20 protein-coding genes are annotated in these 20,397 nt (G+C 57.1%); 8 read left to right on the top strand and 12 right to left on the bottom strand.

Annotated features, from left to right (window positions below; genetic code table 11):
* Positions 1-96: 96 nt before the first annotated feature.
* The 7 genes from pdxA (at position 97) to FKM52_RS22165 (ending at position 6,129) form a co-directional block, all read left to right on the top strand.
* Positions 97-1,110, top strand: coding sequence for a 4-hydroxythreonine-4-phosphate dehydrogenase PdxA (gene pdxA, locus FKM52_RS01440; protein ID WP_141174418.1), 1,014 nt, complete (start codon positions 97-99; stop codon positions 1,108-1,110).
* 28 nt (positions 1,111-1,138) lie between these two features.
* On the top strand, positions 1,139-2,851 hold the full coding sequence (locus FKM52_RS01435) for a four-carbon acid sugar kinase family protein (protein WP_141174417.1): 1,713 nt from the start codon (positions 1,139-1,141) through the stop codon (positions 2,849-2,851).
* 139 nt (positions 2,852-2,990) lie between these two features.
* Positions 2,991-4,013, top strand: coding sequence for a 2-keto-3-deoxygluconate permease (locus tag FKM52_RS01430; RefSeq protein ID WP_141174416.1), 1,023 nt, complete (start codon positions 2,991-2,993; stop codon positions 4,011-4,013).
* 1 nt (position 4,014) lies between these two features.
* Positions 4,015-4,383: a PTS glucitol/sorbitol transporter subunit IIA gene (locus tag FKM52_RS01425; protein WP_141174415.1), complete on the top strand. Its 369-nt coding sequence runs from the start codon at positions 4,015-4,017 to the stop codon at positions 4,381-4,383.
* Between the two features lie 72 nt (positions 4,384-4,455).
* Entirely contained in the window at positions 4,456-4,914 is a 459-nt protein-coding gene (rpiB, locus tag FKM52_RS01420) for a ribose 5-phosphate isomerase B (RefSeq protein WP_141174414.1), read from the top strand.
* Between the two features lie 18 nt (positions 4,915-4,932).
* Complete coding sequence (gene tal, locus FKM52_RS01415; protein ID WP_141174413.1) at positions 4,933-5,883, top strand: transaldolase; 951 nt, start codon at positions 4,933-4,935, stop codon at positions 5,881-5,883.
* 39 nt (positions 5,884-5,922) lie between these two features.
* Positions 5,923-6,129 carry a hypothetical protein gene (locus FKM52_RS22165; RefSeq protein WP_141174412.1) on the top strand — a complete coding sequence of 69 codons (207 nt, stop codon included), beginning with the start codon at positions 5,923-5,925 and terminating at the stop codon, positions 6,127-6,129.
* A gap of 45 nt (positions 6,130-6,174) precedes the next feature.
* Here the strand turns inward: FKM52_RS22165 and potD are convergent, their stop codons facing one another.
* The 5 genes from potD to potA all read right to left on the bottom strand — a co-directional run bounded on the left by potD (position 6,175) and on the right by potA (position 11,679).
* Complete coding sequence (potD, locus tag FKM52_RS01405; protein WP_141174411.1) at positions 6,175-7,221, bottom strand: spermidine/putrescine ABC transporter substrate-binding protein PotD; 1,047 nt, start codon at positions 7,219-7,221, stop codon at positions 6,175-6,177.
* An 11-nt stretch (positions 7,222-7,232) separates the two neighbouring features.
* The gene (gene potC / locus FKM52_RS01400; protein ID WP_141174410.1) at positions 7,233-8,003 is read right to left on the bottom strand and encodes a spermidine/putrescine ABC transporter permease PotC; all 771 of its coding nucleotides are present in this window, start codon (positions 8,001-8,003) and stop codon (positions 7,233-7,235) included.
* 312 nt (positions 8,004-8,315) lie between these two features.
* Complete coding sequence (locus tag FKM52_RS01395) at positions 8,316-9,227, bottom strand: GNAT family N-acetyltransferase (protein WP_141174409.1); 912 nt, start codon at positions 9,225-9,227, stop codon at positions 8,316-8,318.
* 486 nt (positions 9,228-9,713) lie between these two features.
* Positions 9,714-10,571: a spermidine/putrescine ABC transporter permease PotB gene (gene potB, locus FKM52_RS01390; RefSeq protein ID WP_141174408.1), complete on the bottom strand. Its 858-nt coding sequence runs from the start codon at positions 10,569-10,571 to the stop codon at positions 9,714-9,716.
* Positions 10,564-11,679 (bottom strand): spermidine/putrescine ABC transporter ATP-binding protein PotA, encoded by a 1,116-nt coding sequence (gene potA / locus FKM52_RS01385; protein WP_141174407.1) that lies wholly within the window; start codon positions 11,677-11,679, stop codon positions 10,564-10,566. The genes potB and potA overlap by 8 nt, the downstream gene beginning before the upstream one ends.
* A 269-nt stretch (positions 11,680-11,948) precedes the next feature.
* Between potA and pepT the strand changes: the two genes are divergently transcribed.
* Positions 11,949-13,175: a peptidase T gene (pepT, locus tag FKM52_RS01380; RefSeq protein ID WP_141174406.1), complete on the top strand. Its 1,227-nt coding sequence runs from the start codon at positions 11,949-11,951 to the stop codon at positions 13,173-13,175.
* A 37-nt stretch (positions 13,176-13,212) separates the two neighbouring features.
* Here pepT and FKM52_RS01375 read toward each other — a convergent pair whose 3' ends face one another.
* From FKM52_RS01375 to FKM52_RS01345, 7 genes are all read right to left on the bottom strand, one after another.
* A complete protein-coding gene (locus FKM52_RS01375; protein WP_141174405.1) occupies positions 13,213-14,337 on the bottom strand; it encodes a ribosomal protein uL16 3-hydroxylase in 1,125 nt (374 codons plus the stop codon).
* Positions 14,338-14,393: 56 nt separating this feature from the next.
* Positions 14,394-15,857, bottom strand: coding sequence for a two-component system sensor histidine kinase PhoQ (phoQ, locus tag FKM52_RS01370; protein WP_141174404.1), 1,464 nt, complete (start codon positions 15,855-15,857; stop codon positions 14,394-14,396).
* A gap of 3 nt (positions 15,858-15,860) precedes the next feature.
* Entirely contained in the window at positions 15,861-16,529 is a 669-nt protein-coding gene (gene phoP / locus FKM52_RS01365) for a two-component system response regulator PhoP (RefSeq protein WP_141174403.1), read from the bottom strand.
* A gap of 116 nt (positions 16,530-16,645) precedes the next feature.
* Entirely contained in the window at positions 16,646-18,016 is a 1,371-nt protein-coding gene (purB, locus tag FKM52_RS01360; protein ID WP_141174402.1) for an adenylosuccinate lyase, read from the bottom strand.
* A gap of 50 nt (positions 18,017-18,066) precedes the next feature.
* Positions 18,067-18,705: a high frequency lysogenization protein HflD gene (gene hflD / locus FKM52_RS01355; RefSeq protein WP_141174401.1), complete on the bottom strand. Its 639-nt coding sequence runs from the start codon at positions 18,703-18,705 to the stop codon at positions 18,067-18,069.
* Between the two features lie 38 nt (positions 18,706-18,743).
* Positions 18,744-19,856 carry a tRNA 2-thiouridine(34) synthase MnmA gene (gene mnmA, locus FKM52_RS01350; protein ID WP_141174400.1) on the bottom strand — a complete coding sequence of 371 codons (1,113 nt, stop codon included), beginning with the start codon at positions 19,854-19,856 and terminating at the stop codon, positions 18,744-18,746.
* A gap of 98 nt (positions 19,857-19,954) precedes the next feature.
* Positions 19,955-20,392 (bottom strand): NUDIX domain-containing protein, encoded by a 438-nt coding sequence (locus FKM52_RS01345; RefSeq protein ID WP_141174399.1) that lies wholly within the window; start codon positions 20,390-20,392, stop codon positions 19,955-19,957.
* Between the last annotated feature and the right edge of the window lie 5 nt (positions 20,393-20,397).

The raw sequence follows: 20,397 nt of genomic DNA, 5'->3' as shown, positions 1-20,397 counted from the left end.
CAGTCACTATAAACAGGGTATTCATCGGATATGTTTTTGATCACATGTTAAGTAAGTGAACATATGAACATAATTAACTATTGTGAGGGAGAAGATATGGCGCATGAGAAAAAACCTGTAGTCGCACTGACCCTGGGCGATCCGGCCGGCATCGGCCCGGAGATCGTCGTCGCCACCCTGATGGAAAAAAGCGTTTATCAGGAATGCCGTCCTTTCGTGATCGGTTCCGTAGCGATTATTGAGCGGGCAATGAAAATTCAGGGCTGTCATTTTCCCATCCATAACATTACTCATCCCAGCCAGGCGCGCTTTAGCTGGGGCGCCATCGATGTGCTGGAGCCGCAGCAGTATGACTGCGACAGCATCGTCTGGGGCAAAGTGCAGCCGCTGGCGGGCAAGATGTCGCTTGATTACGTTATGAAATCGATCGAGCTGGGGCTGGCAGGGGATATCGACGTGGTATCTACCGCGCCGATACATAAAGAGGCGATCAAGCTGGCAGGCTGCAAGCTGCCGGGGCATACCGAAATCTATCAGGTGGAAACCCATTCCGATTATGGGTTGACCATGTTCCACGTACATAACCTGCGCGTCTTTTTTGTCAGCCGCCATATGGCGCTGAAAGCGGCCTGCGATTACGCCAGTAAAGAGCGCGTGCTGGCCTGCATCCAGCAGATCCACCATGAATTTACCGCGCTGAATATTGCCCGGCCGCGTATTGCGGTAGCGGCGCTAAATCCGCATGGCTCCGACAACGGTCTGTTTGGTCATGAAGAGGCGGATAACCTGATTCCGGCGGTCAAAGCCGCGCAGGAGATGGGCATCAACGCCGTCGGCCCGGTGCCGGCGGATTCGGTATTCCACCTTGGCAAACTGGGCAACTACGACGCCATCCTCTCGCTTTATCACGATCAGGGGCATATCGCCTGTAAAACGCTCGATTTTGAACGCTCCGTCACCATTACCTTCGGCCTGCCGTTTATGCGCAGTTCAGTGGATCACGGCACCGCGTTTGATATTGCCGGCACCGGCAAGGCGGGCACGGTCAGCATGCTGGAATCGACGCTGGTAGCCGCGCGCTACTGGAAGATGAAGCACGGCCAGGCCTGAGACGTTGGCTGCAAAGAGGAAGCGAGAGATGGAAAAATATCTGTTAATCAGCAGGGGCAGTAAAGGCTGGGGCGGCCCGTTAAAAATTGCCGTAACGCCAGGGAAAAAAATCGCCTATATCACCGGGGGCATCTGCCCTTCGGTTGTTGAACGCCTGTGCGAGCTGACCGGCTGGCCCGCGCTGGACGTGTTTAAAAACGGCGAGCCGCCGGAGGAGGAGATCGGCCTGATGGTGATCGACTGCGGCGGCACCCTGCGCTGCGGGCTCTATCCGAAACGGGGCATTCCCACCATTAACCTGCATCCTACCGGTAAAAGCGGGCCGCTGGCGGACTATATCCATGAAGAGATCTACGTGTCCGGCGTAACGCCCGCCAGTATCGAAGCCGTCTGGCCGCGCGGGGAAGGCGGGCTGCTCGGCATTGTGGCGGATGATTTAACCGGCGCGACCACCGTTGGCGTACTGCTGGCGCGCAGCGGCCTGAAAAGCGCCGCTTTTTTTGATACCGATTCCTTTGCGCACAGCGATGCCGACTATCCGGCGATGGTGATCAGCAGCGACAGTCGGGCATTACCGAAGGCGGAGGCGCAGCAGCGGGTAGGGGCGGCGGTAGCGGCGCTGCAGGCGCGCGGCGCTCGCTATTTTACCAAGCGCATCGATACCACGCTGCGCGGCGGGATCGGTTATGAGATCGATGCCATGCTGGCGCGGCTGCCGGGGGAAACGATCGCGCTGGTGGTGCCCGCGATGCCGCAGTCCAGACGCATTCTGGTTGGCGGCTATTCGGTTATCGATTCGGTAGCGCTCTCCTGTACCGACGTGGCGCGCGACGTGCGCACGCCGGTAACCGAGTCCTGGGTGCCGGGGCTGCTGGCGGAACAGACGCAGCACCAGGTGGGACATATCGCCCTCTCTTCGGTAATGAAGGGAAAACCGCAGATCGAAGCGGATCTGCTGGCGCAGCAGCAGCGCGGCGTGCGGGTGATTGTGCTGGACGCCATCGCTATCGAGGATGTGGATGCCATTGCCGGCGCGGTAGTGGCGCTGGGCTGGAACGTACTGGCGGTGGACCCTGGGCCGTTTACCGAACGGCTGGCGGCGCGGCGTGGATTAATGCATGAGCCACGGCGCTCGCTGCCGACGGCGCTGCCGGAAAAAGCCTCAGGTTCGATCGTTATCGTGGCCGGCAGCGCCACGGCGGTAACGAAAAAACAGCTGCGCTACCTTATCGATAGTCACGCCAATATTTGTCATATCCCGGTAGATGCCGAACTGCTGGTCGATCGGCAGAATGCGGCGGAGATCGAGGTAAATCGGGTAGTGCGTCAGGCGAAGCTGTGCGTGCCGCAGCATAAAAACGCGCTGTTGGTGTTTGAATCGGCCCTGACCGGGCGGCTGCTGAATCTGCATCAGGAGGAAGCGCGCTTTGGCCTGGCGCACGGGCAGGCGGCGGAAAACATCAACAGCGGGCTGGGAGCGATCGTGCGTGAAGTATTGCACTGCGCTGCGGCGGAAATTAAAGGGCTCTATATGACCGGCGGCGATACCATGGTCAACGTGCTGAAAGCGCTGGGCGCTACCGGTATTGAAATGATTGACTATGTTATTCCGCAAACCGATATGGTCAGAATTATCGGCGGGCCATGGGCCGGACTGGTTTGCGTAGGAAAAGGCGGACTAACCGGCCCGGAGGATATTATCGAAACTATCATTGCGCATATTTATCAGGAAGCGCAGTGATTTTTATTTCTGTAGCCTGCTGCCAATAATAAATTATAGCTAATTACTTATCAATACCAGACTGACGGCGTAATAGTCGTACGGGTGGTTTATTTCGCCGTTACTCACTCTCTTTCCGGTTAATTAAGTGAGTTATATCATGAAAATAAATATTTTTGAGAAAATGAATAAAGTACCCGGCGGTTTGATTATTATCCCGTTGCTGGCGGCGATACTAATTAACAGCTTCGCGCCCGAAGCGTTAAATATCGGCGGGCCAACCACCGCGCTATTTAAGTCCGGATCCAGCGCGATGATGGGGATATTTCTGCTAATTTGCGGCGCTTCAATTAATATACGCCAGGCGGGGCTGCCATTATATAAGGGCGCGGTGTTATTAATACTTAAATGTCTGGCGGGCGCGATCGCCGTATGGGGAGCGGGAGCGCTGTTTGGCCCGGCGGGTTTCCTCGGTATTTCGATGCTGGCGCTGGTGGCCTGCTTAACCAGCTCTAACAGCTCGCTCTATATCGCGCTGTGCAGCAACTACGGCGACGCCAGCGACGCCGGCGCGATCTCGGTGTTCTGCATCAAGGATGGTCCCTTTGTTACCATGATGGTGCTGGGCGTCAGCGGGCTGGCGAATATTCCCTTCGCCGCGCTGCTGTCGATGCTGATTCCGTTGCTGATCGGCATGCTGTGGGGCAACCTTGACGAGAAGTTTAAGCAGCTCTGCGCCGCCGCCCAGCCGCTCATCATTATTATTATGTCGTTTGCTATCGGCGCTAACTCCAGCATCACCACGGTCTTTACCGCCGGGCTTTCCGGCATTCTGCTCGGCCTGATCTCCGCCGTGACGGGCATTCTGTTTTACTTTCTGTACAACTTCTTCCTGAAGAAGAAAACCGCGCTGGGTGCGGCGCTTGGCACCACCGCCGCCAGCTCGGCGCTCACCCCGGCAATGGTGGCGCAGGCCGATCCGTCGCTGGCGGTATTTGTCGATGCAGCCACCGCCCAGCTGGCCACCGCCAGCATTATTACCATGATTACCGCGCCGGTAATGGTGGCGTGGTTTGATAAACGCTTAAAACGCCACGCGCCCGTCAGCGAAACAGCGGCGGCTGCGGCTAAAGGAGAGGAAAATATCGCGCTCTCTTCGCAGGTTACCAAAGGAAATAAATAGCATGGCCGCGTTAATTTATCAGCTGGAGGTGCGAGCGGTAGGGGAATTTGTGCGGGACTATCTGCAGGAAAATAAACTCATCCTGTTTGCCGAACCGGCGCCGGCGGATATTGCTTTCTATTGCGCGCTCCATCGCCCGGGTGAATTAAACGAGCTGATTCAGCCGGGGCAGAAAATGCGCATTAACCAGCGCGTTTATGCAATAACTGCGGTTGGCGAGGCGGCGAATAAAAACCTGGCGCAGCTGGGACATATTACGCTGAGCTTTGACGGCGCCCAACAGGCTGAATTACCCGGCGCCGTTCATGTCAGCGGCGCGCCGCCGCCGCTAATCAGCGTGGGGGATCGTATTGTTTTTTCTTACGGCTGACAGGGCGGCAATAAAGAGTGCTGCGCTGTTAACCACGGCAATTTTATTATTTTCTGATTAAAGGAGACAGCCATGAAGTCAATCGCTATTGGCGCGGATGATGCCGCGTGGGATTTTCGTGACGCCATCGTGCGTTATTTAACGGAGCAGGGGATTGAGGTGGTGGATTACAGCAGCGATAAGCATCGCGAGGCGGGGCTTTATCCCGACGTCGCGCATAAGGTGGCGATGGCGATTAAGCGTGGGGAGCATCAGCGCGGCATTTTAATCTGCGGCACCGGCATTGGCATGAGCATCGTCGCCAATAAGGTGCCGGGCATTCGCGCCGCGCAGTGCCATGACAATTTTTCCGCCGAGCGGGCGCGCAAAAGCAATAACGCGCAGATTATTACCCTCGGCGCGCGGGTTATCGGTCAGGAGCTGGGTAAGAGCATTATCCAGTCGTGGCTTCAGGCGGAGTATGAGGGCGGCGGCTCGGCGCCGAAGGTGGAGCGCATCAGCTACTACGAACATCAGCATGCCAAAGCGTAAGGCGCGGGAGGAACAACTATGAACCAGCTTGAGGCGCTTAAGGCCTTTACCGTGGTGGTCGCCGACAGCGGCGATATTGAATCGATCAAAAAATTTGCGCCGCAGGACGCCACGACTAATCCGTCGCTGGTGCTGAAGGCGGCGCAGCTGCCGCAGTATCAGCCGCTGATCGCCAACGCCATTGAGAAGGCGCGGCGTCAGGGCGGCAGCGCGCAGACCCAACTCCTTAACGCCTGCGATCGGGTAGCGGTGGATATCGGCACCGAGGTGCTGCGCCATATTCCGGGCCGCATCTCTACCGAGGTGGATGCCCGCTACGCTTTCGATCGCGGCATGTGCGTGGCGCACGCCAGCAAGTTAATTCAGCTCTATCAGGAAAACGGTATCGATCCGTCGCGCATTCTGATTAAGCTGGCCGCTACCTGGGAGGGGATACGCGCCGCCGGGGAGCTGGAGCAGCGCGGCATCAACTGTAATCTGACCCTGCTGTTCTCATTTGCTCAGGCGCGCGCCTGCGCCGAAGCGGGCGTGTTTTTAATTTCGCCCTTTGTCGGGCGCATCTATGACTGGTATCAACAGCATCAGCCGGCGGAAAGCTACAGCGTGGAGAGCGATCCGGGCGTGCGTTCGGTGCGCGCTATCTACCAGTATTACAAAAGTCACGGCTACGACACCATCGTGATGGGCGCCAGCTTCCGGCGCATTGAACAGGTACAGGCGCTGGCGGGCTGCGACCGTTTGACCATTTCTCCGGCATTGCTGGATGCGCTGGCGGCCTGCGATGCGCCGCTGACGCGCCAGCTGGCGCCGGAAGGGGTGAGAATGACGCGCCCCAGCCCGTTGGGGCAGGCGGAATTTCTCTGGCAGCACCATCAGGATGCGATGGCGGTAGAAAAGCTGGCGGAAGGTATTCGCCTGTTCGCCGCTGACCAGATCCGTCTGGAAAAACAGCTGGCTACGCTGCTGTAAACGCCTGGGAGGAGCGATGAACAATAACCAGCAACGCCAGTGCGCTGCGTGCTGAGTATGGATGCGGTGCAGCGGGCTAATTCAGGCCATCCCGGCGCGCCGCTGGGGCAGAACCTGGCGCAGCAGATGCGCAGCGGCTGGCGGCTGTCGTGCGCTGCGCCTGTATGCTGTAGCGCGTTGCCGCTGGATAAAAGAAAGCGGCGTTCTGGGCTGCCTCAACGCCGCGTAATAACAAGCGGAGCCTGATGCTCCGCCTGCGAGGGGGCTTGCTGGGGGGAAGGACGTTTCGCCTTAGCGTCCCGCCTTCAACTTCTGGAACAGCATCTCATACTGTACGCTGGCGTCGCCGACGTCATCCTGCCATTCGCCGTTTTTAATCACCGCATCGGAAGGGTAGAGCGACGGATCGTTAGCCACCGCCGGCGGCAGCAGCTTTCTCGCCGCCAGGTTCGGCGTTGGGTAGCCGATAGTTTCCGCCACCTGCGCCGCCACTTCCGGACGCAGCAGGAAGTTAATCAGCTTCAGCGCGCCCTCTTTGTTTTTCGCATTGGCGGGAATCGCCAGGCTGTCCATCCAGAAAATGCCGCCCTCTTTCGGCCAGACGATCTCCAGCGGCGTTCCGGCCTGACGCGCGACATATGCCGAGCCGTTCCAGATCATACCGAGGTTGACTTCGCCTTCCATATAGGGGTTGCCGGGGTTGTCGGAGTTAAACGCCAGCACGTTCGGCATCAGCTTTTTCAGCTCGTCGTAGGCGGCGTTAATCTCTTTGGCGTCGCGGGTGTTGCCGGAGTAGCCAAGCTTGCGCAGCGCCATCTGGAACACTTCGCGCGCGTCGTCGGTCAGCAGCAGGCTCTGTTTATATTCCGGCTTCCACAGATCCGCCCAGCTGGTGATGCTCTGCGCATCGATAACATCGCTGTTCACTCCAATGGCGGTAGCGCCCCAGATATAGGGGATCGAGTAATCGTTATTGGGATCGAACGGCTTGTTCAGCAGCTCAGGATCGAGGTTGCTGAAGTTCGACAGCTTGCTCTTGTCAATTGGTTGAATCATACCTTCGTTGCGCATTTTCGCCACGAAATAGGTGGAAGGCACCACCAGATCGTACGCGCCGTCCTTGTAGGTTTTCAGCTTGGCGTACATGCTTTCATTTGATTCATAGGTGGAGTAGATCACCTTGATGCCGGTCTCTTTAGTAAACTGCTCCAGCAGTCCCGGCGGCACATATTCAGTCCAGTTGTAGAAATAAAGCGTTTTGCCGTCATCGGCAGCCTGCGCGCTCTGTAAGCCCAACGCCAGCGCCCCAGCCGCCAGCCAGTAACCCCATTTCTTCATTAACCTTTCCTCTATTTTGTTTTGTCACGCAGCAGCAGCTGGCTACCGGCCACCAGCAGCAGCGACAGCACCATCAGAATCGTCGCCAGCGCGTTAACCTCCGGCGAGACGCCTACTTTTACCATCGAATAGATCTTCAGCGGCAGAATTTCGAAGCCCGGCCCGGTGACGAAGGAGGAAACCACCACATCATCCATCGACAGGGTAAAGCTCAGCAGCCAGCCTGCCGCCACCGCCGGCATCGCCAGCGGCAGAATAATTTTACGCAGGATGGTGATCTCGCTGGCGCCGAGATCGCGCGCCGCCTCCAGCATGCGTACATCGAACCCCTTCAGGCGCGAGTAAACGGTAATTACCACGAACGGCAGACAGAAGGTAATATGCGATACCAGCAGCGACCAGAAGCCCAGCGAGATGCCGAGCAGCATAAACAGTACCAGCAGCGAAATCGCCATCACGATATCGGGCGACATCATCACCACAAACAGCATGCCGCTGACGAACGGCTTGCCGCGGAAGCGATAGCGGTAGAGCGCCACCGCCGTCAGCGCGCCGATGAGCGTCGCAAAGCTGGCGGAGAGTACGCCCATCGCCAGTGAATGTTTTGCCGCCTCAATCAGGCTGTCGTTGTTTATCAGCAGCGCATACCACTGGGTGCTGAATCCCTGCCAGTTGATGCCGAAACGCGAAGCGTTAAAGGAGTTGACGATCAAAATAACGATCGGAATATACAGCCAGGCGTAAATGAGGAACATAAAGCCGCTGCGTAAGGTTTTACCCATTCTTCCAGCTCCACTTTCTTATGCGAACCCTTGGTCAGCTTAAAAAATTAGCGATGCAACCCATTGTTTTATGACTAAAACCGCATCAAAGTTATCGACTCAACGGAGTCCGGACGGCGATCCGCCTTTCAAAGGCGCGCATTCTACATCATTTTACCGCATATAACGATTTTACTGGCGGTTAAACCTGACGGCGCGGCAGCTATCGCCACCGGCGGCGCGCGCTTTTCGCCCGCCGGCCAGGCTGGATGCCGGACGTGGAGAAGGCGCTGGCGTGGCGGCCGCTGCGGCGCGAAAACCGAGGCTTTAGCGCTAAAGCGTAACGATTCGCCCAACCGGCTGCTGATAGCACCAGCGGTTTTTATATTCCACCGTTGGCCTGCCGAAGGAGAAACGCATCGCTTTACCCTTGCTTTGGCACTCGCTGTCGGCCTGCTGTACGTTCAGCCAGGTGATAATGGTGCCCGGCGACAGCGCGGAGAGCGCCGGATCCAGCCCGATATTAATATAGTCGTAAGTGATATGCCGCGCGCTTTCCGCTTTCATAATAAGCTGGATCGCGCAGGGGCTGCCGTTAAAAAACAAAATATCGCCAAAAATATGCGGTTTAATTTGCTGCAGGAATTCACGCTGCGCCGCCGATTTTTCAATCTTTTGATTACGTCGTTTAAAAAACAGCTCAGCGTAAATTGTCAAAATATCGTCAGCGCTGAATTGCTGGATCGGTAAAATTTCGCCGCCCTGCTGTAAAAATTTGCGCAGCTCTTTTTTTCTCGTCTGCCGGGTTTTGGCGGAAAATTGCGCCACGCCTTTTGCCAGGCAGAGAGAACGCCTGGCATTAAAGCGGTAGGTACTATTTATCGCCTGTTGCCGGTGACAGCAGGAAAGAATTTTACTGTTAAACGGCAGAAAAATCTTCTCCTGCGGAGCCAGCGGCAGAATAAGCTCATCTTTGGCAATCGGCAGGCAGGCGGCGCTGGTGATATTTTCGCTGGCGTAATCGTTGGCGATAAGCTGATTATTCCATACGCAAAGCGCGCCTTTAATCTCTCCCTGCCCGTTAGCCCTGACAAAGTAACGCGAGTTCACCTTCAGCAGCTGATTCTGAATGGCAAGTACATCGGGATGCGTGGAGAAATTACCGCCGTAGCGTAAATAAGCGTGCCGATAGTCCGCCGCCGTCGCTTCTTCCCATCCTGACAGCTTCGCCGTTAATTGACTCATCTTTTCCCCGTTGCATCAATACCTACGCTATCCGGCAGAGGCAACAATCCACCGTCGGCCAGAAAACGCGGCTGGTTAATTAAAGGTTAATTTATTTTTATGTTGTAAATAATAAACAGGATTCGCTATTAAAATCGTTGCGGATTTTAATGCTGACGTAGATAAAAATTTATTAATTTGTCGCATGGCGTAATAATTAACGTGCGTGTTAACAAAAATAAAATGGCGCATTAACCATTTAATTTTTCGTTGAAAAAACGCCGGATATAATAACGGTTCCTTTAATATCTGGTGCAGATCGAAACAAAGAAATTTCCTGCTGTAGACGAATAATACCTTTTTTCACTAAAAAAGATAAACAGGCGATGAGTTTTATTAGCCGGAAAGAGGAGCGCGGCCGGCGCTGAAAAAGCTGAGGTTATGCAGGAGGAGTAAAACTATCCCCATACGGCCGGCAGGGCTGTATGGGGAAAGCGGCAGTTACGCTCAGTTATCCAGTTCGGCGACTTTCTTGTTCAGCAGGCGCGCCGCGCGCCAGTAGAACAACAGCATCAGCCCCATTACCAGCGTTAACACAATGCTGGTGGCGGCGCCGAACGGCCAGTCGCGGATATTCAGGAACTGGCTCTTAATGACGTTGCCGATCAGCAGGTTTTTCGCGCCGCCCATTAAATCGGCGACGAAAAACAGCCCCATAGCGGGCAGCAGCACCAGCAGGCAGCCCGCCACAATGCCCGGCATGGTAAGCGGCAGGATAATGCGCCAGAAGGTTTGCAGCTTGCTGGCGCCAAGATCGCGCGCCGCTTCCAGACAGGACTTATCCAGCTTTTCCAGACTGGAATAGAGCGGCATTACCATAAAGGGCAGCAGGATATAAACCAGGCCCAACACCACCGCTTCCGAGGTATACATAATGCGGAAGGGCTTGTCGATGACTCCCAGCCACAGCAGAAACTCATTCAGCCAGCCGCGCGTGCTGAGAAAAATCTTCAGGCCGTAGATGCGGATCAGCGAGTTGGTCCAGAAGGGAACAATCAGCAAAAACAACATTACCGGACGTACGCGCGGCGGCAGTTTGGTCAGGCACCAGGCGAAAGGGTAGCCGAGCAGCAGGCAGCAGAGCGTGGCGATCAGCGCCATATTGAGCGAATGCAGCAGCACCGCGCCATACAGCGGATCGAGCAGCCGGGTATAATTATCAAAGGTCAGCGCCAGCCGGACAAAATTAGCGTCATCACGCGTCAGAAAGCTGGTGACGATAATCATCAGATTTGGCAGGAACACAAACAGCAGCAGCCAGCCGACGATCAGAGTGATGATCGTTTTCTGAAAACGGTTACGCATTATTTTCATCAGGCAGCACCACCTCCCAGCTTTCTACCCAGGTAATCGCCATTTTTTGATCCAGCGAGTGATCGAAATCAGGATCGTCCTCGTTAAAGAATTCGCTGACGGTAACCAGTTTGCCGTTTTCCAGCTCGACGGTGGATTCCAGCGTCATGCCTTTATAGTTGCGCTCGCGTACGAAGCCCACCAGACCTTCGGCGCCTTCGCCGTCGTGGATCTCCTCTACGCGCAGATCTTCCGGGCGCAGCAGCACGTGCAGGCGCTGGCCGGGCGTTACCGGGAAAGGCACCAGGATATCGCATTCGCGGCCTTCCACCCTGGCGCGTACGCGCCGATCCGCCAGCGGCGCAATCACCTCGGCGTCAAAAACGTTGATTTCGCCGATAAAGCGTGCCACAAACAGATTGGCGGGCTCTTCATAAATTTCACGCGGCGAGCCGTCCTGCTCGATGCGCCCTTCGCGCAGCACCACGATGCGATCGGACATGCTGAGCGCCTCTTCCTGATCGTGGGTGACAAAAATGAAGGTAATGCCCAGTTTGCGCTGCAGCGCCTTCAGTTCGTTCTGCATCTGCTTGCGCAGCTTGTAGTCCAGCGCCGAAAGCGATTCATCCAGCAGCAGCACCTTCGGCCGGTTGACCACCGCGCGCGCGATGGCGACGCGCTGCTGCTGCCCGCCGCTGAGCTGGTGCGGGCGACGATCGGCAAAGCTGTCGAGCTGTACCATCGCCAGCGCCTCGTTGACGCGCGCTGCAATTTCCGCCGCCGGGGTTTTCTGCATGCGCAGACCGAAGGCGACGTTTTCAAACACCGACATATGCGGGAACAGCGCGTAGCTCTGAAATACCGTATTGACGTGGCGGTGCTCTGCCGGCGTGGCGGTGATGGTTTCGCCATCAAGTACGATCTCGCCGCTGTCGGTCTCTTCCAGGCCGGCAATCAGGCGCAGAATGGTGGTTTTGCCGCAGCCGGAGGGGCCAAGCAGGGTAATAAACTCGCCGTGGTGTATGGTCAGGTTAAAGTCGGCAATAATTTCTTTGCCGTCAAAAGCTTTACTGATGCCAGAAAGCGTAACCAGCGCCGTTTGCGCGCGTGTTTGCGTCATTTTAGTCACTCAGCCCGAAGTTATCGGCAGACAGGGCTGCCTGTATGTGCGTAAAGCGTGGTCGCTACGGTCGACCCGCCACAGAGTCAGGGGCGCGATGATACCTGAAAACGGCGTTATTTCCATGCTCGCGGACCAATAAGCGCTATTTAAGGTGAAAAAACGCGATATGTCTTTTTGCACACTACGCTTTAACAGTATGACCTGACGCAATATGTTGATGGAGCAGGCTTCCCATAATAGCTCACGGCCATTAAGAGAGAAGAAAGATGACAACGCTACTGGACCGGTTTTTACACTATGTTTCATTTGATACCCAGTCACGCCCGCATGCACGGCAGGTTCCCAGCACGGATGGGCAGTGGCAGCTGGCGCGGGTGCTGTATGACGAGCTGATTGCGCTGGGCCTTGAGGAGGTGACGCTTAGCGAGCACTGCTGCGTAATGGCGACGCTGCCCGCTAATATCGATCGTCAGGCGCCGGTAATCGGTTTTATCTCCCATATCGATACCTCGCCTGATTTCAGCGGTAAGCACGTAAGCCCGCAGATTGTGGAAAATTATCGCGGCGGCGATATTGCGCTCGGCATTGGCGAAGAGATTCTGTCGCCGGTGATGTTCCCGGTGCTGCATCAGCTTACCGGCCATACGTTAATCACTACCGATGGTAAAACGCTGCTCGGCGCCGATGATAAAGCGGGCGTGGCGGAAATTATGACCGCGCTGGCGCGGCTGGCGCAGGGCGATATTCCGCACGGAAAAATCCGCGTGGCCTTCACGCCGGATGAAGAGGTGGGGCGCGGCACGGAACATTTCGACGTTGAGGCGTTCGGCGCCGAGTGGGCCTATACCGTTGACGGCAGCGGCCTCGGCGAGTTTCAGTTTGAGAACTTTAACGCCGCCTCGGTAACGGTGAAAATTGTCGGCAATAATGTGCATCCCGGCACCGCAAAGGGCGTGATGGTCAACGCGCTGGATCTGGCGATGCGCTTCCACGCCGAAATTCCCGCTACCGAAAAACCGCAGTTTACCAGCGGCTATGAAGGTTTTTACCATCTGAACAACATTAAAGGCTCTGTGGAACGCGCCGAGCTAAGCTATATCGTGCGCGATTTCGATCGCGACAGCTTTGAAGCGCGTAAGCAGAAGCTGATCGATATCGCCCGACGGGTAGGCAAGGGGCTGAATCCTGACTGCTATATCGACGTCACTATCGAAGACAGCTATTACAATATGCGCGAGATCGTCGAGGCGCATCCGCACAGTATCGAGCTGGCGCTACAGGCGATGCGGAGCTGCGGCGTGGAGCCGGACGTGAAGCCGATTCGCGGCGGCACCGATGGCGCATGGCTCTCCTTTAAAGGGCTGCCCTGCCCGAATATCTTTACCGGCGGCTATAACTATCACGGCAAGCATGAGTTTGCTTCGTTGAATATTATGGAGAAAACGGTAGAGGTGCTGGTCGGCATCGCCAGGCTGGCGGCGGAGAAAAAATAGCGTCCCGGCGGCTGGCTGCGCGCCAGCCGCCACGGAATTATGCTTCGTTGAAGAACCAGTAACCGCTGTTTACCAGCCCCGCCAGCTGGGCAAGGAAGGCGGGATCGTCAAGCGCGTCGGCAAAGTCGTTCAGGCCCAGCGTCTGCTTATCGGCCAGCGCTTCCAGCGCGGCGGGATGGGCTGATTCCAGCTGCTCGCCGTTGATAAATACCGCATCAGCGATTTTCAGCACGCGCAGACCGCCGAGGCGTGCCAGCCGATCGCCCTGCTGAAGCGCATCATAAATTTCGTCAGGCTGATAGGGCGGTTCCGGCGGCGCAATATCCAGTTCATGGCGCGACTGTGAGATAAACTCGCCGAACCACTGGCGGAACTGCTCCGGCTGCTCGATCACTTCCAGCATCAGCTGGCGAATACCGTCGATCTCCTGCGGCAGGATATCGGCCGGACAGGCGCGCGCGGCAATATCCGGATCGCTGTAGCGGCGGCTGCCCAGTTCGCGCGCCAGCACAAAATCGGCGAAGCCGCTGATTAACTCACGTCCGCTGGGGGCGCGGAAACCGACCGAATAGTTAAGGGCGTTTTCCAGCGAGTAGCCTTCGTGCGGAAAGCCCGGCGGAATATAGAGGATATCGCCCGGCTCCATCTCTTCATCGATAATGGCGTCAAACGGCTCGACCTGCAGCAGATCGGGATGCGGGCAGTGCTGCTTCAGCGCCACCTTTTCGCCAACGCGCCAGCGGCGGCGGCCGGTGCCCTGAATAATAAACACGTCATACTGATCGAGATGCGGGCCGACGCCGCCGCCGGGCACCGAGAAGGAGATCATCAGATCGTCAACGCGCCAGTCGGGCAGAAAGCGAAACGGGCGCATCAGCTTAGCGGCAGGCTCGTGCCAGTGATCCACCGCCTGCACCAGCAGCGACCAGTTATGCTCGCCGAGATGATCGTAGCTTTCAAACGGGCCGTGGCTCACCTGCCATTTGCCCTCCTGCTGGCTGACCAGACGACTGTCCACCTCGTTTTCCATCGCCAGCCCCGCCAGCTCATCGGGCGAGATAGGATCGATAAAGTTTTTAAAGCCGCGTTTGAGAATTACCGGACGTTTTTGCCAGTAGGTTTGCAAAAAATCATTCCAGTTAAGATCGAGCTGATAATCCATAAGGTTATCCGGTTCAGGCTATAGGTTGCAGCAAGTATAACAGCGGCGGTGCGGTTCTACTCAAGGTTATGTTCCACTTCCTGACGCTGGAAAATAACTTTCATGCGCGCGCCGCCAAGCGGGCTGGTGCCGGCTTCGATATCGCCCGCATACTGCTCAAGGATATCGCGCGCCACCGCCAGCCCCAGCCCCTGGCCGGGGCGCAGCGTATCGGCGCGCTGGCCGCGCAGAAAGATCAGCTCGCGCTTGCTTTCCGGAATGCCGGGACCGTCATCTTCCACAATCAGTTGCAGGCTGGCGTCGCTTTGCTGCGCGCTGATCTCTACAAACTCCAGGCAATATTTGCAGGCGTTATCCAGCACATTGCCCATCACCTCCATAAAATCGTTTTGATCGCCCACGAAGGTGATCTCCGGCGAAATATCCAGCGACAGGGAAACCCCCTTGCGCTGGTAGACCTTGTTGAGCGCCGAGCAGAGGCTGTCCAGCAGCGCGGAAACTGAATGCAGCTCCCGCTTCAGCGGATTATGATCCGCCTGCATACTGGCGCGATGCAGATAGTAGCCAATCTGCTGTGAAATTCGGCTAATCTGCTCCAGCATAATCGGTTCCGCCTGCTCGATGGAAAGGTTTTTGCCGCCGCGCAGCGATCGCAGGGTGCTTTGCAGCACCGCCAGCGGCGTTTTCAGGCTGTGGGTGAGATCGGAAAGCGTGGTGCGGTAGCGCGTATAGCGCTGGCGTTCGTTCTCCAGCAGCAGATTTAGGTTGCGCGCCAGGCTGCGCAGCTCCTGCGGCGGATTGGCATCAAGCGCCTCGCGCTGGCTGCTTTCCAGCTCGCGGATTTGCGCCGCCAGCACGCCGATAGGACGCAGGCTCCAGTGCGCCGCCAGCCAGAGCAGCGGAATGACCAACAGCAGGTTAACCAGCAGTACATAGCTGAACCATGACCAGACCACGTCGGAGTGCTGCAGTTCCTGCGGGATGGAATCCACCACCACCACGGTCAGCGCCGGCAGCGTAGTGGTGGCGTCATAGCGGTTGACCGCCACCGAGTGGGTAAAGGTGCCGTCGCCGTTATCGTCATAGTCGTTGAGCTTGCTCTGCGCCGCCGCATCGTCGCCCAACGCCTCGCGACTGGTTTGATTATTGGTATCGATTTCGTAAAAGTCGGGCTTTTTCAGCCACTCCGCCCTGATTTTCTGGCGAATTTCCGGCACGTCGCGCTGCTGCCACAGCAGCCTGCCGCGCTCGTCATAGATAAAAACCAGCGTCGGCGAGTTCAGCGTCATCTGCTCCGGCTGCACGATGGTCAGACGATTGTCGTGCCACTGGGCAAGGGTATAAAACAGATTGCTTTCGCCGCGCATAACGCGATAGGTGGTTTTGTCGAAGCTGACCATATAGCCGACCACCGCCACCATGCCGTAGGAGAGAGAGAGTACCAGCACCACGGCGGCGGTCGCCAGCAGGAAGCGGGCGCGCAGCGAGAAGGGGCGGTAGCTTTGCAGAAAACGCTTCAAGGCTTAAATATCGAACCGGTAGCCTTGTCCGCGCACGGTGGTGATCACCTCCTGCGGATAAACGGCCTGGATTTTTTTACGTAAGCGCCCCATCAACACATCGATGGTATGGCTTTCGCGCAGCTCGGCGTCGGGATAGAGCTGGAGCATCAGCGAATCTTTGCTGACCACTTTGCCGACGTTGCGCAGCAGCGTTTCAATAATGGTGTATTCGAAGGCGGTTAGCTTGATCTGCTGCTCATGCACCGACAGTTCGCGGCGTGAGAGATCGATCTGAAACGGCGGCAGCGTAATAATCTGCGACGCCAGCCCGCTGTTGCGCCGCATCAGCGCCTGCATCCGCGCCACTACTTCTTCAATATGGAAGGGTTTAGTCACGTAATCGTCGGCGCCCGCCTCCAGCGCTTCCACTTTCGCCTGCCAGCCTTCGCGCGCGGTCAGCACCAGAATCGGCTGTTTCACCTCCTGGCTACGCCAGCGACGAATCAGCGTCATGCCATCCTCATCGGGCAGACCAAGATCGACTAAGGTAATATCGGGGGAGTGTTCGGTGAGAAAATAGTCGGCTTCTTTCGCATCTTCCGCTGCGTCGACCTGATGGCCCATTTCCCGCAGCTGTACGGAAAGATGGTGACGCAGCAGGGCGTTATCTTCGACAACCAAAACGCGCATAGTCTTTTCCTTTGCAAATAACTCAGCGCTGAGTATAGGGGAGGAGAGATAAACCGGGCGTTAACGCAACGACAGTCCCGGACGAACGGCTGCTTCTCGTCGTCCGGGAAAGCGGCTTATTTCAGATCGTCTACCATCTGCACGGCACGGCCGAGATAGTTGGCCGGCGTCATCTGTTTCAGACGGGTTTTTTCCTCTTCCGGCAGCGCCAGCCCGTCGATAAAGGCCTGCATGCCGGCGGCGTCCACGCGTTTGCCGCGCGTCAGCTCTTTCAGTTTCTCATAGGGTTTTTCAATGCCGTAGCGGCGCATTACGGTCTGGATCGGCTCCGCCAGCACTTCCCAGTTCTGATCCAGCTCCGCCAGCAGGCGATCGCGGTTGATCTCCAGTTTGTTGATGCCCTTCAGCGTGGATTGCCAGGCGATCAGCGCGTAGCCGAGGCCGACGCCGAGATTGCGCAGGACGGTGGAGTCGGTGAGATCGCGCTGCCAGCGCGATACCGGCAGCTTGCTCGCCAGATGCTGCATTACCGCGTTCGCCAGGCCGAGATTGCCTTCGGAGTTTTCGAAATCGATCGGATTTACCTTGTGCGGCATGGTAGAGGAGCCGATTTCACCGGCCACGGTGCGCTGTTTAAAGTGGTTCAGAGCGATATAGCCCCAGATATCGCGATCGAAATCGATCAGAATGGTATTAAAGCGCGCCACGCAGTCAAACAGCTCGGCGATATAGTCGTGCGGTTCAATCTGGGTGGTGTAGGGGTTCCACTGAATACCCAGCGAGGTAACGAAAGATTCGCTCAGCTGATGCCAGTCCACCTGCGGATAGGCGGCGAGATGCGCGTTATAGTTGCCGACCGCGCCGTTAATTTTGCCGAGGATTTCAATCTGCTCCAGCTGACGCAGCTGACGCGTCATGCGGTAGGCGACGTTTGCCATCTCTTTGCCCATAGTGGAGGGCGTGGCGGGCTGGCCGTGGGTACGCGACAGCAGCGGAATATCGCGATACTGCCGCGCCAGATCTTTGATGGCGTCGATCAGCTGCGTCCAGTAAGGCAAAATCACCTCGCGACGTGCGGTTTCCAGCATCAGCGCGTGCGACAGATTATTGATATCTTCAGAGGTGCAGGCGAAGTGGATAAATTCAGACACCGCATGCAGCGCCGGTACCGCGGCCACTTTTTCCTTCAGGAAATACTCTACCGCCTTGACGTCATGGTTGGTGGTGCGTTCGATGGTTTTGATACGCGCGGCGTCGTCCTGGTTAAACCCGGCGACGATCGCATCGAGGAAAGCGTTTGCGTCGGCGTCAAAAGCAGGAACTTCCTTGATCTCTGCGGTCGCGGCCAGTTTTTGTAACCAGCGAACTTCAACCTGAACGCGAAACTTCAGCAGGCCATATTCGCTGAAGATGCCGCGCAGCGGGCTGACTTTGTCGCCGTAACGACCATCGACGGGTGAGACGGCGGTCAGAGAGGATAATTCCATCAGAGCAACTCCTGGATCGTTAACTAAAGGTCTGGTGCGTATCGGCCCGATCAGGCCGACGGCATCCCGGCTAAAATACGTTTCGCCTCGCGCAGCAGGCGATTGCGGAAAAACATTAACTGTAAGCGCCCGCCGCCAACCTGCTGCCAGAGCACCGCTGAGCGAATGCCCGCCAGCAGAACCGCGCGAACTTTGCTCTGTACCTGGCTGTTTTGCAGCACGGCAGGCGAGCCGGTTACCTGAATGCGCGGGCCGAGCGGGCTGATCACATCAACATAAATGCCCGCCATGGCGGCGATAATGGTTTCCGATTCGAGATCGTAATGGCTCAGCTGGCGATCGAGCTGGGCGATGCGCTGAGCCAGGGTATCAAGCGCTGACCTGCTGGCGTTCAGCTTGCGCTCCAGCACCATCAGGCTCAGGGTATAGCGCGTCAGTTCGGCGCCCGCGCCCTGACGGCTGGGATTGCCCAGCACCGCCAGCAGCGTCTCAAGGCCCAGACGCAGATGCGCTTCATCATTGCCGTAGACGGCAAGCGTGGAAGCGGGATTTAAATCAAGCAGGCTGCCCAGAGCAGTTCGCAGCGATTGCTCATCGCACTGACCCTGATGGGCCAGCTGATGCGCCAGGTGCGCCGCCTGGCAAATGCCAGCCAGCGCCAGAGTGATGTCATAATAATTTTTAGCCACGGTTACTCCTGTATACTCGTCGTAAGCCGCACGCGCCGCTACGCCTGTACCAGCGGCAGGCGCTGCTCAATAATGCCGCCGCCGAGACAAACCTCGCCCAGATAGAACACCGCAGACTGGCCTGGAGTGACGGCGGCTACCGGCTGTGCAAAGCGAACTTCGATGCGATCGTCATCCAGCGGCGTTATCACGCAGGGAATATCTTCCTGACGGTAGCGTGTTTTCACTACGCACGACAGCGGCGCGCGTAGCGTCTCACGATCCACCCAGTGCAGCTGCTGCGCAATCAGCCCTACGGACATCAGACGCGGATGATCGGCGCCCTGTGCGACAATCAGGCGATTGCTGGCGACATCTTTGTCTACCACGTACCAGGGATCGTCGTTGCTCTCTTTCAGGCCGCCGATCCCTAACCCTTTACGCTGCCCCAGCGTGTGATACATCAGCCCCTGATGTTCGCCGACGGTCAGGCCGTCAACGGTGACAATCGGGCCGGGCTGGGCGGGCAGGTAGCGTCCAAGGAAATCGCGGAATTTACGTTCGCCGATAAAGCAGATGCCGGTGGAATCTTTTTTCTTCGCCGTGACCAGATCCAGCTCTTCGGCGATGCGGCGCACCTCCGGTTTGGCAAGCTCGCCGACCGGAAACAGGCTTTGGGCGATCTGCCGGTGGCTGAGCGTGTAGAGGAAGTAGCTCTGATCTTTATTACCATCGAGGCCGCGCAGCAGCTGACTGCGGCCGTGGCTCTCCTGACGGCGCACATAGTGGCCGGTAGCGATATAATCGGCGCCGAGATCTTCGGCGGCGAACTCAAGGAAGGCTTTAAATTTGATCTCTTTATTGCAAAGAATATCCGGATTCGGCGTGCGGCCTGCCTTATATTCGGCAAGGAAATGCTCAAAAACGTTATCCCAGTATTCAGCGGCGAAGTTAACCTTATGCAGCTTCATACCAAGTTTGTCGCAAACTGCCTGGGCATCGGCCAGATCGTCCGCGGCGGTACAATACTCTTCGCCGTCGTCCTCTTCCCAGTTTTTCATAAATAAGCCTTCCACCTGATAGCCCTGCTGCTGCAGTAACCAGGCGGAAACGGAGGAATCAACGCCGCCGGACATCCCGACGATCACTTTTTTCTGGCTGTTGTCAGACATGACACACTCACGACAAGGAACGAAAACAGGCGGCGTATTCTAGCACGCGTCGGCCGGGGGCGCATCCCCGCCGCGCGCCCTGGCGCGGCGGAAGGCCATTATCGATAAAAGCGCAGCAGAGAGAGCGGATAACGCGCGCCGCTTTGCCAGATGCGCACGCTTTCCGCTACCAGCGGCGATCGTAGCTTATCCGCAGCCAGAATCTGCTGCGGCGGCAGCCACCAGCAGCGCTCGATATCGCCGTCCTGCGGCTCAGTAGCCTGACGGCTGGGCAGATCGACGGCGAACAGGAAGCGGATAAAAGGCGTGTTATCCGGCGCGGTCCACTGCTGCACGCCGAGAAAATGTTCCATCTCCGCCTGAATGCCGGTTTCTTCATACAGCTCGCGGCTGGCCGCCTGCAACAGGCTCTCTTCCGCCTCCAGATGTCCGGCGGGCTGATTCCAGGTGGCTTTGCCGTTAACCATCTCTTCTACCACCAGCAGTTCGCCTTCCGCCTGTACCATACAGGCGACGGTAACGTGGGGTTTATACATGCGCG

This window comes from Mixta tenebrionis (genome assembly GCF_006517625.1).
Classification (GTDB): domain Bacteria; phylum Pseudomonadota; class Gammaproteobacteria; order Enterobacterales; family Enterobacteriaceae; genus Mixta; species Mixta tenebrionis.
Note: the sequence above shows the minus strand (reverse complement) of the source record. Positions and strands in the feature narration are given on the sequence as shown.